This window comes from Actinomadura sp. GTD37 (assembly GCF_041951365.1).
GTDB lineage: Bacteria > Actinomycetota > Actinomycetes > Streptosporangiales > Streptosporangiaceae > Spirillospora.
The window spans coordinates 456609-468817 of record NZ_JBGNUS010000003.1 but is presented as its reverse complement, the minus strand read 5'-3'; the positions used below and the strand labels follow the sequence as shown (position 1 = coordinate 468817).

Genomic DNA, 12209 nt, shown 5'->3' with positions numbered 1-12209 from the left:
CCGTGACACCAGTCACCGCCGGAGCGCAACCCGGCCGACTTTACGAAGGAACTCGCGCAAGCCCTTGCCTTCTCCGGAGTGACCGTTCTACGGTTCCATGTAGTGACTGCTACAGAGATGCCGGTCACGCTCCCCCGTCGTCCCCAACCGAAGGAACTGACGCCGATGACCGTCCTGGACGAGATCCGCCGGCTGGAGCCGGAGTTCCGCGCCGAGGAGGACCTTTCGGCCGACCAGCGCGCGCTGACCGGCCGGGCCTTCACGTTCATGCAGGAGTCCGGCCTCATGCGCGGCCTCCAGCCCAAACGCTGGGGCGGCGCCGAGCTGTCGCTGCGCGAGCACCTCACCGCCGTCTACGAACTCGGCCGGATCGCGCCGTCGGCGGGCTGGGTGGCCGGGGTCATGGGGTCGCACCCGTGGCAGCTCGCGCTCTTCCCCGAGGAGACGCAGGCCGAGGTCTGGGAGTCCGACCCGGACTGGAACGCCTCCTCGTCCTACGCCCCGACCGGCAAGATCGAGCCGGTGGACGGCGGCTACCGCGTCCACGGCCGCTGGTCGTTCTCGTCGGGCTCCGACCACGCCCAAGGCGTGATCCTCGGCGGATTCGCCGGGAAGGTCGAGGTCGCGCCGGGCGTCGAGGTGCCGAACTACGGGTCCGCGCTGCTGCACCGCGACCAGTACGTCATCGAGGACACCTGGCACGTCCGCGGCTCGCGCGGCACCGGCAGCAAGGACATCGTCGTCGCGGACGCCTTCATCCCGGCGCGCCGCTTCCTGTCCAGCCCGCTGTACGAGTACAACCCCGACCGGCCCGCGCCCGGCATGGAGACCAACCCCTCGACGCTCTACAAGGTGCCGTGGGCGGTCATGTTCAACCTCGTCCTCGTCGCGCCGATGCTGGGGCTCGCCCGCCGCGTCCTGGACGACTGGACGGCCGACACCCGCGTCCGCAAGGCGAACTGGGGCGGCACCTACGCCGACGACCCGCTGATGCAGATGCACCTGGCCGAGGCCGAATGGGTGCACGACGCGGCCGTCATGAAGATGTACGACGCGATCGACACGATCACCGACGCCGCCGAGGCCGGCGTGTTCCTGGACAAGCGGCGGCGCGCCCGGCTGCGCTGGAACATCACCAAGGGCTGCCAGGAGACCGGCTTCGCGATCAACAAGCTGATGCGGGTCGCCTCCGGCCGGACGGTCTTCGTCGACCACCCGCTGCACCGCCTCTACCAGGACGTCATCGCCGAACTCGGCCACGCGTTCCTCGTCTCCGACGGCGTCGGCCAGTACTACGGCGCCGCGCTGCTCGACTCGTCCGCTCCGGAGGTCATGCTTTGATTTCGCAACTCGCTTACCTGGGGATCGCGTCCCCGAAGGCGGAGGAGTGGCGCGACTACGCCACCCGGCTGCTCGGCGCGGTCGTCGCCGGGGACGGCTCGGACGGGGCCGTCCGGGTCAAGGTGGACGACAAGGGCTACCGGATCGCCGTCCACCCGGCGGAGCGGGACGAGCTCCGGTACGTCGGCTGGGACTGCGGCAACGAGACCGCGCTGCGCGCCTACGTCGCCGAGCTGCGCGGCAAGGGCGTCGAGCTGCACGCCGGCGACGCCGCGGAGCTGAAGGAACGCCAGGTCGCCGAGCTGTACTGGTTCGCCGACCCGTTCGGCAACCGGCACGAGCTGGTCTGGGGCCAGTACTCCCAGCCGAACTCGTTCTTCCCCGGACGCCCCATGCGCGGCCGTTTCGTCACCGGCGACCTCGGCCTCGGCCACGTCGTCCTCATCGTCCCCGACCTGGAGAAGGCCAACGCGTTCTACGCTGACACGCTCGGCTTCCGGCTGTCGGACCGGGTGAAGAGCGACATCTTCAACCTGCGGTTCTACCACTGCAACGGCCGCCACCACTCCCTCGCCGTCGCCGAGATCCCCGGCATGACCGGCATCAACCACCTGATGCTGGAGGTCGAGTCGTTCGACGACCTCGGCTCCGCGATCGACCTGTTCACGGCCGACCCGGAGCGGGAGATCCTGCTGTCGCTCGGACGGCACACCAACGACCTGATGACGTCCATCTACGTGCAGACGCCGTCGTCGATGCAGATCGAGTACGGCTACGGCGGGATCACCGTCGACGACCTCACCTGGGTCGCCGGGAACCACGACCTGCCGTCCATCTGGGGCCACCACCGCTCCCAGGCGTACCTGGACGGGCCTCCCGGAATCTTCCGCATGGTCGCGGGCGGGGAGGCCGGCGAATGACCGCCGCGATCCGGGTCGAGGACGTCGCCATCGGCGGCGGCCGGCACCTGCGCGTCAACCAGACCGGCGCCCCGGGCGCCCCCGCCCTGCTCTTCCTGCACGGCTCCGGGCCGGGCGTGACGGCCGCGTCCAACTGGCGGGAGGTCATCGAGGGGCTCGGCGACGCCTACCACTGCATCGCCCCCGACATCCTCGGCTTCGGCGACTCCAGCCATCCGGACCCGCAGCCGCAGGGCTTCGCGGCGCAGGCCGAGGTCCGCATCGGCGCGCTGCTCGACCTCGTGGACGTGCTGGGCCTGGAGAAGGTCGTCCTCGTCGGCAACTCGATGGGCGGGATGTACTCGCTGCGCATCGCCCAGCTCCGCCCCGGCCTCGTGGGCAAGATCGTGCTGATGGGCTCGGGCGGCATGCCGGGCCTGGAGCCGACCCCGGAACTGATCAAGCTCATCACCTACTTCGACGACCCGACCGTCGAGGCGATGGCCGACCTGCTGATCCAGTTCGTGCACGACAAGAGCGCCTTCGGCGACACGGTGGAGGCGGTCGCGGCCGAGCGGATGCCGATCGTCCGGCGGCCGTGGATCGAGGCCGGGCACCGGGCCATGTTCGGCCCCGAGATGCTCACCTTCACGCCGGACGACCTCGCGAAGATCGACATGCCCACGTTGGTCGTGCACGGCCGCCAGGACGTGATCGTGCCGCTCGAGTGCGGCTACTACCTGGCCGAGCACCTGCCGCAGGCGGATCTCTACGTCATCGACAAGTGCGGGCACTGGACGCAGATCGAGCAGGCCGGACGGTTCCAGGCGATCGTCCGGTCCTTCGTCGGAAACGGAGCGGAGTAGCAGATGAGCATGATCGAAAAGGCGCGGGCCGCCGCGCCCGCGCTGGCCGCCGCCGACGCGGCGGGCGCTGAGCAGGGCCGGCTCACCGCGGAGGCCGTCGCGGCGCTCGACTCGATCGGCGTGCTGCGGGCGCTGCAGCCGGCGCGGTGGGGCGGCGGCGAGGTCCACCTCGCCGAGTACGCCGACACGGTGATCGAGATCGGCCGGGCCTCGGCGTCCGCCGGATGGGTGGCGTCCGTCGTCGGCGTCCACCCGTGGCAGATCGCCCTCTTCCCCGAGGAGGCGCAGGAGGAGATCTGGGGCGCGGACCCGGCGCGGAAGATCGCCTCGTCCTACACCCCCACCGGCAAGATCGAGAAGGTGCCCGGCGGGTACCGGGTGTCGGGGCGGTGGAGCTTCTCGTCCGGCAGCGGGATCTGCTCCGGCGTCATCCTCGGCGGCATCGCCGGGACCCGCGAGGTGAACGGGACCGAGTACCCCGACTTCACGTCCGTGATCCTCGATGACACCGACTACCGCATCGACCAGACGTGGAACGTCGCGGGCCTGCGCGGCACCGGCTCCGACGACATCGTCGTGGACGGCGTCTTCGTGCCCGAGCACCGCGGCCAGTCGCACGTCTACTACACGCACGGCCTCGGCATCCCGCTGCCCGGCCAGGAGCGCAACGACGGGCCGCTGTACCGGACGCCGTGGGCGGTCGCCTTCAACCTGATCATCGCGGCGGGCGCGCTCGGCGCCTGCCTCGGCTTCTATGACCAGTGGGTCACCGAGACGCGCGGCCGCCGCACCAACTACGGCCAGCTGCTCCGCGAGGAGCCCGTCGTGCAGAACCACCTCGCCGAGGCGGCCTGGCAGCTCGACGCCGCCGTCCTCAAGGTGAAGCGGACGGCCTCCGAGCTGATGGAGCACGCCGAGCGCGGCGAGATCCCGTCGCTGGAGCAGCGCGCCTTCTGGCGCTGGGACGTCGCCCGGTCGGCGAACGCGGCGGTCGACACCGTCCAGGCACTGATGCGGGTGTCGTCGGGCCGGTCGGCCTTCATCGACCACCCGCTCCAGACGAAGTTCCAGGACGCCATCGCCGCCGGCAGCCACGCCTTCCTCTTCGACGACCCGCTCGCCAAGGCCTGGGGCGGCCGCCACCTCGGCGCCGAGAACCTCGCGGCGGTGCACTTGTGATCGCCTCGTCCGACGTCGCCGTCAAGGTCCGGGGCGGGGAGCTGACGTTCCGGCTGCACGAGACCGGCGGGCGCGGGACGGAGGCCGTGCTGTTCCTGCACGGGTCCGGGCCCGGCGCGACCGGGCTGTCGAACTGGGAGCGGATCATCGCCGGCCTCGGCGACCGGTTCTGGTGCCTGGCACCGGACCAGATCGGGTTCGGCGACTCCTCGCATCCCGCCGACGCGCCGCGCGGCATGGGCCCGTTCAACGAGCTGCGCGCCGAGGCGCTGCTGGCGCTGGTGGACGCCCTGGGCGCGACGAAGGTCCACCTGGTCGGCAACTCGATGGGCGGGCAGCTCGCCCTCCTGATGGCGCTGGCCCGCCCGGCGCTGGTCGGCAAGATCCTGCTGATGGGCAGCGGCGGCGCGCCGGACATGCCGGTCAGCCCCGGCCTCACGCACCTCCGCGAGTTCTACGCGAGCCCGAGCGCGGAGTCGCTGAAGGGCCTGCTCAGCGAGTTCGTGTACGACCTCGAACCCATGCGCGGCACGATCGACCGGGTCGTGACCGAGCGGATGGCGTACGTGAACCGGGAGGACGTCCGCCGCTCGCACGAGGCGTCGTTCGACCCGGCCGGGACCCGGCGCTTCTTCACCCCCGAGGAACTGGCGACCGTCACCCACGACGTGCTGTGCGTCCACGGACGCGACGACCGGATCATCCCCGTCGACGCGAGCCGGTACTTCGCCGACAACCTCCCGAACGCCGGCCTGTACGTCATCGGGCAGTGCGGCCACTGGACCCAGATCGAACACCCCGAGACCTTCGAGCGGCTCCTGACGGGCCTGATCGACGGCCGCATCTAAGGAAGCACATGCGCATCGCCAACCACGCGGGCCGAGCCGTGCTCGTCGTCTCCGACGGCAAGGCCGCCGACATCGCGACCGCCTCGGACGGCCGCTTCGGCCCCGGCCCGCAGAGCGTCTACGACGACTGGGACGCCTTCACGTCCTGGGCGGCGACCGCGACCCCGGCACCGGACGTCGAGATCGACGCGCTCCTCCTCGGATCGCCGTCCCCCGCCCCGTCCCAGGTCGTCGCGATCGGGCTGAACTACGCCGACCACGCGGCGGAGACCGGCTTCGAGCCGCCGACGGACCTGCCGCCGGTCTTCACGAAGTTCGCCTCGTCCATCACCGGCCCCTACGGCGAGATCGCCCTGCCGGACGGCGGCCACACCGACTGGGAGGTCGAGGTCGTCGCCGTCATCGGCAGGACGGCCCACAAGGTCTCCCCCGCCGACGCATGGGATCACGTCGCCGGCCTCACGGTCGGCCAGGACCTCTCGGAGCGGATCCTCCAGTTCGTCGGCGAGGCCCCGCAGTTCGGGTTCGCCAAGTCGTACCCGGGCTTCGCGCCGATCGGCCCCTGGCTGGTGACCCTCGACGAGATCCCCGACCGCGACGATCTCGCGCTGGGCTGCGCGATCGACGGCGAGACCGTCCAGGACGGCCGCACGTCCAAGCTGATCTTCTCGATCCCGCAGACGATCGCGAAGCTGTCGGAGGTCCTCACCCTGCGCCCCGGCGACGTCATCTTCACCGGCACCCCCGACGGCGTCGGCCTCGGCCGCACCCCGCAGCGCTTCCTGCGACCCGGCGAGACACTGCGCACCTGGGTAGAAGGCATCGGCGAAATGGAACACACCTTCCACTAACGGCGCTGCACCCCGGCCGCCCGTCGTCGTAGACCCAGGTCAGCGGTTCGCCCTCCATGGCCGTCCTTCCGCTCTCTCCGCGATCCGCGCGATGAGGGCGTCCGGGGTGGCGGCCTCCAGCAGGCAGCCGCCTCGCGGGGTCGGCACATACGCCCACCAGCGGCACGTGTGGAGGCCCCACCAGCAGTGGACGCCGGGGAAGTGCTCTTCGACGTTCGGGATGGTGGACGGCTGCACGGCTCTGGCCGGCTGGTGGGGCGGCCGGTGGAGCGGCGCGGCCGGTGCGCCCGGGGGGACGCTCACCGGAAGCGCCGCTCCCATCTCCCCCCCACGGGACCGCGCTGGGGGGCGCGGTCCCGTCCGGTGGCCGGCCAGCGTTGTGTTGCGGCTGTTGCATCACTGGAGTCTCCTTCGCGCGGCGGCGCGTTCGCCCTCCACGCACAGGGCGGCACGAAGCGCGGCGGCGTCCGAGCAGATCACCGTCGGGTAGATCCCAGCGGCATCGCGGTTCAGCTGCGCAGACACCGCGAAGAGCGGCGCATGTCTGGTAGCGCACTGGGGGTCATACTTGATCTTGATCGATCGAGTGTTTCGCGACTTGAATCCGGCCAGGTGAAGCTCCTGGAGAAGCACGCGCGCGTCCTCGACCGGGAGTGGGGCACACATGACCTCTTCCAGGTCTTGGTTCTCTTCGCCAAGGCCGGCCACGACCCGGAGTGGTTCAAGGCGCACTTCGAGATGGAGCTATCCGCCAGTGAGCTGCGCATATGGGAACTCGCGTGGATTCCTGGACTGTTCCAGACCGAGGCGTACGCGCGGGCGGTCGCGATCGGGGCTGGGCTACGCGACATTGATGCACGCGTTGCCATCCGGATGAAGCGCCAGGAAAGGCTGCTTCAGGATCCGCCGCCGAATCTGTGGGTGATGCTCGACGAGGGGGTCATCACGCAACCCGTCGGAGGGGCGGAGGTGATGCGCGAACAGCTCGCCAGGCTGCTGGAGCTGAACGAGCAGCCCAACATCTCCGTACGGATCGTTCCGCAACGTGCCGGTGCCCACGTCGGACGGGACGGCTCATTCAAGATCATGACGGTTGACGGCAACGAGGCCGTGTATGTTGAGGCGAACATCGGCGGGCGACTCGCCGTAGATGTCGCGGATGTACGCTCGTACAGAGCGAGCTTCGATCGCATCAGCGACCGTGCACTCCCAGTGGACGCGTCCGCAGAGTTGATCCAGCAAACGATGGAGCGGTTCAAGTGACTCCCGTCTGGCGTAAGGCCAGCTACAGCGGAAGCGACCCCGCAAAGCAGGATTGCGTGGAGGTCGCGCAGCTCTGGCGCAAGTCCAGCAGGAGCGGCACGTCCGGTCATAGTGACTGTGTGGAGGTCGCGCAGCTCACTGCCAAGGTCGGTGTGCGTGACTCCAAGGCCCCCGAGGCTCCCCATCTGGTGTTCGACGTCGCCGACTGGCGCAGGTTCGCCGACCGGGTGAAGCGCGGGGAGCACGACCTGGCCTGACCATCCTCCGATGTTGTGCGCGAGCCCTCGTCCCGAAGCGGGTCGAGGGCTCGTCTCTGTGCGTCCGCCATTACGGGGCGATGGTGTCGGTGTACGCTGCGTCGACCTCGGCCGAGAAGGTGTCCTCGGGGCCGTCGCCCTCGGTGATGGTGACGCGGGGCTGGCGGCTTCGGGACCGGAAGGCGCGCATGTCGGGGCTCGTCATGAGGAACCGCAGGGCGTTTCGGAGTTCGGGCAACTCACAGGACCACGATGAGGAGCCCCGCGGTGATCGCGAGGCTCATGGGCAGGGCCCGTCTGAATCTGCCGGTCATGACACCACCGTGTCAGGCGCGAGATGTGTCTGAGATGCCTTCCAGCGGCCGCACCTGCTCGCCGCGAGCACGCAGGTCGGTGGCGATGTCCGCAAGAGCTTGGAGCGCCTTCGCGTCATGGGTGAGCCAGCCACCGACCTGATAGCCGACCGGGCCGGCCCCGTAGTCGTGGATGAGGGCGGTGTGGGAGTCGAATAGCAGGAAGTCGAAGTAGCTCTCCACGGGAGACGGCGGTATGAAGAACTCGATGTGCTCGCCGAGCCGGCTCCGCACCTCGTAATTCATCATTTCGTAGTGCAGGTAGCCGGTGAGCGGATAGGCCAGCAGCCGCACCCGGGTGAACTCCAGATTGCGCGCCTCCACCTCGTCGCGCAGAGGCTGGTCACCCATCGCCTCCTCTTCCAGGAGGCGGCGGGCGAGTGCGGCGTCGCCCGCCTGGAACGCCTCCTGCGAGCGGACGCCATCGGCCTCCCGGTACGACTGCCAGCACTCCAGCTTGAGGAAGCGACGCTCGGTCCGGGCCCAGGCTTCACCGAACGACTCCAGGAAGCCCTCCAGGGTGAGCCGTTCGCTGCCGTCGAGTACCCACGGAGGCGGTTGATGCATCATTCGTCCGGGATGTCTTTCTTCGCGGAGATGAGAGTGGCGCGCGTGATCCGGACGATGCGTTCGTTCGAAGCGCACCGCGCGTCTTCGAGCGGATTCGGCCCCAGTTCTTCGGTAATGTCGACGCCGATCACGGCGAATGCGCCATCATTGAGGGCGAGGATATCAGGGGAACCCGTGGTCGAGGTCGTGTCACCGCGCTCGGTCGGTGCTTTGCCGAGCCGACTGATCGCCTTCATCGGCACCTCCGGATAGCAGACGCCGCTGACCCTACCAAGACCATATTTCTGACAAACGCCGATGACGCCCACGTGGCCGCATTGATCAACTGATTCCCGTGATGCGAAAAGCTTGATCTCTGAATATCGGGCGAACCATAGGCCTAAAGTGGGCCGTCCTCCTGACCGCGTTCGTTTCGTTAGAAGAGGTCCCAGAAGTCGGTGCGTTGGCGCATCTGGTCGGCGGTCTCCTCCAGGATGACCTTTCCGGAGCGCATGACGTAGGCGCGGTCGGTGATGTGCAGGGCCTGCTTGACGTTCTGTTCCAGCAGCAGGATGCCGAGGCCGTCTTCGTCGGCTAGTGCGCGCAGCCGTCCGAAGATGGACTCCACCACGGATGGGGCCAGGCCGAGGGACGGTTCGTCCAGCAGGAGGAGCTTGGGGCGCGCCATCAGTGCCATGCCCAGGCTGACCATGCGCTGCTGCCCGCCCGACATCGAGCCCGCCGGTTGCTTCTCGCGCTCGTCCAGGATCGGGAACAGGTCCTTGACCGTCGCGAGGCGCTCCGCGGTGTCGGTGCCGGACGGGGCGTTGGCCGCGCCCAGCAGCAGGTTGTCGTGCACCGACAGGTCGGGGAAGACGAAGCGTTCTGACGGGATCATGGCGACGCCCGCCGCCACGGCCCGGCGCACAGGGCGGCGGGTGGTGTCGCGGCCGGCGATCCGGACCGTCCCCGAGCGCGGGCGGACCGCGCCGAGCACCGACCGGATCGCGGTCGTCTTCCCCGCGCCGTTGTGCCCCATCAGGGTCACGATCTCGCCCGCGTCGACGCGGAGGGCGATCCCGTGGAGCACCTCTTTGCGGCCGTAGCCGGCGACCAGGTCGCTCACGTCGAGCAGCGGCGCGTCCCGCACCGTCTCCTGAGTCATGCGCGTCCTCTCTACTGGGCGCCGAAGTAGGCCTCGGCGAGCCGGGCCGAGCCGGTCAGCTCGGCGAGCGTGCCGGACGCGGTGATCTCGCCGAGTTCCATGAAGTAGGTGTGGTCGGACAGTTCGCGGACGACGTCGAGGTTGTGCTCGACCAGGCAGACGGTGCGGCCCTCGTCCCGGACGGCGGCGACCATGGAGAGCATGGTCTCCACCCAGGTCGCGTCGACGCCGGAGGCCGGTTCGTCCAGCAGGAGGACGTCGGCCTTCGTGGCCAGCGCACGCGCCAGCGAGACCAGTTTCGACTGGCCGTAGGAGAGCGCGTCGGCCGGTGTCGCGGCCTGGTCGGCCATGCCGACGAAGTCGAGCCACCGCATCGCCTGCGCGGCGACGTCCCGGTCCGCGCGGGAGACGCCGCGGCCGGGGACGAAGAGGCGGTCCAGCCGCTCGCCCGGCTGTCCGGGGACGGCGAGCATGACGTTCTCCAGGCAGGTCAGGCGGCTCAGCAGCCGGACGTCCTGGAAGGTCCTGACCAGCCCGGCGCGGACGATCAGGTCCGGGCGCGTCCCGACCAGCTCGGCGCCGTTCAGCGTGACCGATCCGGTGTCCGCGACGACGGTGCCGGTGAGCAGGTTGAACGCGGTCGTCTTGCCGGCGCCGTTCGGGCCGACGAGCGCCGTGATCGTGCCGCGCCGCAGTTCGAGGTCAATGCTCTTCGCGGCGACGATGCCGCCGAAGCGCTTGGACAGGCCCTCCGCCCGGAGGACCACCTCGGCCTCGTCGTAAAGCGGGCGCTCGGATCGGGGCGAGACGTGCGCTCGTGGCTTGGAACCGGGCGCGACGACCTTCCGGGCGCGTTCGGGGAACAACCCCTGCGGCCGGACGATCATGACGAGCACCAGCAGCGCCCCGTACAGCACCACCTGGAGCAGTGCCGCCTGCGTGCTCTGCACGCCGAGCACCTCGCGCAGCAGCGGCTCGATCATCGTGAGCGCGACGCCGGCCACGATCGAGCCGGTGAGGTTGGCGTTGCCGCCGACGATGACCATCGCGAACACCGCCATCGCGAGCGGGAAGCCGAACGCCGACGGGGTGGCCTGGCCGAGCCAGCCCGCGTAGACGCCGCCGATGAGCCCGGTCAGCCCGCTGGTGATCGCGAAGATGCCGATCTTGTAGCCGAAGGTGTTCTTGCCGAGCGCCCGGGTCGCCACCGCGTCCTCGCGGATGCCCTTGAGCACCCGGCCGTACGGGGATTCGCCGAGGCGCCGGCAGACGGCGTAGACCAGCGCGAGCACCGCGCCCGACGGGATCAGCCAGTCGGACGGGGTCGACGGCTCCGTCCCGAACAGCCGCAGCCCGTCCACACCGGTGATGCCCATGACGCCGCCGAGCGAGTCGAAGGTGGCGAAGACGCCGATGATCCCCAGCGAGAACGCCAGCGTCATCAGGATGAGGAACTCCTCGGCGAGGCCGAGCGCGATCAGCCCGATCACGACGCCGATCGCGGTGGCGACCAGCACGGCGACGCCGAGCGAGGCGAGGTACGGCCAGCCGTGCACGCCCGCGAGGAAGCAGACGGCGTACCCGCCGACGCCCGCGAACGCGGCGTGCGCGACGGAGACCTGCCCGGCGTAGCCGACGAGCAGGTTGACGCTGACGGCGAGCGCCGCGAGCAGCAGCGCCTGGTCCAGATAGTTGATCCACATGGCGTCAGGCCCCCTTCAGCGAGGCGGGGCGGAGGCGCGGGAGGCGGTCCCGGCCCGCGAGGAACGCGAGGTAGCCGGTGAGGACGATGAACACGGCCGTCTGCGTCCATTGCAGCGACAGCCAGTTCGACGCCCACTGCTCGAGGAGCCCGAGCCCGATGCCGACCGGCAGGGCGCGGAGCGGGGACGAGCGGGTGCCCGCGAGGAAGGCCACCACGAATCCGTAGATGACCGTCGTGTCGCCCATGGTCGGCTGCACCGTGTAGAGCAGGCCGTACCAGAGCGCGCACGCACCGGAGATGAGCCCGGCGACGGCGAAGCAGACGACGTTGACCCGGCGCACGCTGATCCCCAGCACACCGGCCAGGCCGGGATTGCTGCGGACCGCCTTGATCGAGCGTCCGATCGGGGTGAAGGCCAGGAACGCGGCGAGCCCGGCGACGAGGACCGCGCAGGTGGCCGCCTGCTCGATGTCGAAGTTGGAGACCTGGACCGGGCCGAGGTCGTGCCTGACCTGCTCGGGTCCGTAGAACGGCAGGCTGCTGGTCCCGACCTTCAGCTGGAGCAGCGCGATGCCCGCGGTGCTGACGCCGATGGAGGTCACCAGCACGGCGAGCATGGCGCGGTCGGCGGCGCGGCGCGCGACGGGCTCGTAGACGCCGAGTTCCAGCAGCACGCTCACCGCGACCGCCGCGGCCAGCCCGATGAGCGCGGATGGCCAGAACGGCACGCCGAGACCGTCCATGACCCAAAAGGCGGCGTAGGGCGCGACGGTGTAGGTGAGCGCGTAGGCGAAGTGGAAGCGGGCCGTGACGCCGATGACGAGGGCGAGCCCGGCGCCGAGCGCGGCGTAGAAGGCGCCTCGGACGAGGCCGTTGACGGTCAGCTGCCAGAGTTCGGTGTCCAGCAGGTCATGCATGGAGCCTCCGGGATCG

General features: G+C 69.9%; 15 protein-coding genes. 8 read left to right on the top strand and 7 right to left on the bottom strand.

Translation table 11 applies throughout. The annotated features are described in order from the left end of the window. Nucleotides 1–165: 165 nt before the first annotated feature. The 6 genes from ACA511_RS20565 to ACA511_RS20540 are packed head-to-tail and all read left to right on the top strand — an operon-like array spanning nucleotide 166 to nucleotide 5984. Complete coding sequence (locus ACA511_RS20565; RefSeq protein WP_375026040.1) at nucleotides 166–1341, top strand: hypothetical protein; 1176 nt, start codon at nucleotides 166–168, stop codon at nucleotides 1339–1341. Further along, a complete protein-coding gene (locus ACA511_RS20560; protein ID WP_375026039.1) occupies nucleotides 1338–2261 on the top strand; it encodes a VOC family protein in 924 nt (307 codons plus the stop codon). The genes ACA511_RS20565 and ACA511_RS20560 overlap by 4 nt, the downstream gene beginning before the upstream one ends. Then, nucleotides 2258–3106 (top strand): alpha/beta fold hydrolase, encoded by an 849-nt coding sequence (locus ACA511_RS20555; protein WP_375026038.1) that lies wholly within the window; start codon nucleotides 2258–2260, stop codon nucleotides 3104–3106. The genes ACA511_RS20560 and ACA511_RS20555 overlap by 4 nt, the downstream gene beginning before the upstream one ends. 3 nt (nucleotides 3107–3109) lie before the next feature. Continuing rightward, the gene (locus ACA511_RS20550; RefSeq protein WP_375026037.1) at nucleotides 3110–4285 is read left to right on the top strand and encodes an acyl-CoA dehydrogenase family protein; all 1176 of its coding nucleotides are present in this window, start codon (nucleotides 3110–3112) and stop codon (nucleotides 4283–4285) included. Beyond that, on the top strand, nucleotides 4282–5133 hold the full coding sequence (locus ACA511_RS20545) for an alpha/beta fold hydrolase (protein ID WP_375026036.1): 852 nt from the start codon (nucleotides 4282–4284) through the stop codon (nucleotides 5131–5133). The genes ACA511_RS20550 and ACA511_RS20545 overlap by 4 nt, the downstream gene beginning before the upstream one ends. 8 nt (nucleotides 5134–5141) lie before the next feature. Then, nucleotides 5142–5984: a fumarylacetoacetate hydrolase family protein gene (locus ACA511_RS20540; RefSeq protein WP_375026035.1), complete on the top strand. Its 843-nt coding sequence runs from the start codon at nucleotides 5142–5144 to the stop codon at nucleotides 5982–5984. A gap of 39 nt (nucleotides 5985–6023) precedes the next feature. Here the strand turns inward: ACA511_RS20540 and ACA511_RS20535 are convergent, their stop codons facing one another. After that, nucleotides 6024–6287: a hypothetical protein gene (locus tag ACA511_RS20535; RefSeq protein WP_375026033.1), complete on the bottom strand. Its 264-nt coding sequence runs from the start codon at nucleotides 6285–6287 to the stop codon at nucleotides 6024–6026. Nucleotides 6288–6596: 309 nt separating this feature from the next. Between ACA511_RS20535 and ACA511_RS20530 the strand changes: the two genes are divergently transcribed. Together ACA511_RS20530 and ACA511_RS20525 are read left to right on the top strand one after the other, a co-directional pair. Then, nucleotides 6597–7247 carry a DUF5753 domain-containing protein gene (locus ACA511_RS20530; protein WP_375026032.1) on the top strand — a complete coding sequence of 217 codons (651 nt, stop codon included), beginning with the start codon at nucleotides 6597–6599 and terminating at the stop codon, nucleotides 7245–7247. Next, nucleotides 7244–7504: a DUF397 domain-containing protein gene (locus tag ACA511_RS20525; RefSeq protein ID WP_375026031.1), complete on the top strand. Its 261-nt coding sequence runs from the start codon at nucleotides 7244–7246 to the stop codon at nucleotides 7502–7504. Before ACA511_RS20530 ends, ACA511_RS20525 begins: the two co-directional genes overlap by 4 nt. A gap of 70 nt (nucleotides 7505–7574) precedes the next feature. On the opposite strand, the gene ACA511_RS20520 is transcribed toward ACA511_RS20525, so the two are convergent. The 6 genes from ACA511_RS20520 to ACA511_RS20495 form a co-directional block, all read right to left on the bottom strand. After that, entirely contained in the window at nucleotides 7575–7742 is a 168-nt protein-coding gene (locus tag ACA511_RS20520; RefSeq protein WP_375026030.1) for a hypothetical protein, read from the bottom strand. An 88-nt stretch (nucleotides 7743–7830) separates the two neighbouring features. Next, the gene (locus ACA511_RS20515) at nucleotides 7831–8424 is read right to left on the bottom strand and encodes a DUF6879 family protein (RefSeq protein WP_375026029.1); all 594 of its coding nucleotides are present in this window, start codon (nucleotides 8422–8424) and stop codon (nucleotides 7831–7833) included. After that, entirely contained in the window at nucleotides 8424–8735 is a 312-nt protein-coding gene (locus ACA511_RS20510; protein ID WP_375026028.1) for a hypothetical protein, read from the bottom strand. Before ACA511_RS20510 ends, ACA511_RS20515 begins: the two co-directional genes overlap by 1 nt. 107 nt (nucleotides 8736–8842) lie before the next feature. Beyond that, on the bottom strand, nucleotides 8843–9571 hold the full coding sequence (locus tag ACA511_RS20505) for an ABC transporter ATP-binding protein (protein ID WP_375026027.1): 729 nt from the start codon (nucleotides 9569–9571) through the stop codon (nucleotides 8843–8845). 11 nt (nucleotides 9572–9582) lie between these two features. Next, entirely contained in the window at nucleotides 9583–11274 is a 1692-nt protein-coding gene (locus ACA511_RS20500) for an ATP-binding cassette domain-containing protein (RefSeq protein ID WP_375026026.1), read from the bottom strand. A gap of 4 nt (nucleotides 11275–11278) precedes the next feature. Continuing rightward, nucleotides 11279–12193: a branched-chain amino acid ABC transporter permease gene (locus ACA511_RS20495; RefSeq protein WP_375026025.1), complete on the bottom strand. Its 915-nt coding sequence runs from the start codon at nucleotides 12191–12193 to the stop codon at nucleotides 11279–11281. Between the last annotated feature and the right edge of the window lie 16 nt (nucleotides 12194–12209).

Bases quoted from the DNA above. Each gene is read 5' to 3' on its own strand.
- ACA511_RS20565 (WP_375026040.1), top strand. From the start codon at position 166: ATGACCGTCCTGGACGAGATCCGCCGGCTGGAGCCGGAGTTCCGCGCC.
- ACA511_RS20555 (WP_375026038.1), top strand. From the start codon at position 2,258: ATGACCGCCGCGATCCGGGTCGAGGACGTCGCCATCGGCGGCGGCCGG.
- ACA511_RS20550 (WP_375026037.1), top strand. From the start codon at position 3,110: ATGAGCATGATCGAAAAGGCGCGGGCCGCCGCGCCCGCGCTGGCCGCC.
- ACA511_RS20540 (WP_375026035.1), top strand. From the start codon at position 5,142: ATGCGCATCGCCAACCACGCGGGCCGAGCCGTGCTCGTCGTCTCCGAC.
- ACA511_RS20515 (WP_375026029.1), bottom strand. From the start codon at position 8,424: ATGCATCAACCGCCTCCGTGGGTACTCGACGGCAGCGAACGGCTCACC.
- ACA511_RS20505 (WP_375026027.1), bottom strand. From the start codon at position 9,571: ATGACTCAGGAGACGGTGCGGGACGCGCCGCTGCTCGACGTGAGCGAC.
- ACA511_RS20500 (WP_375026026.1), bottom strand. From the start codon at position 11,274: ATGTGGATCAACTATCTGGACCAGGCGCTGCTGCTCGCGGCGCTCGCC.
- ACA511_RS20495 (WP_375026025.1), bottom strand. From the start codon at position 12,193: ATGCATGACCTGCTGGACACCGAACTCTGGCAGCTGACCGTCAACGGC.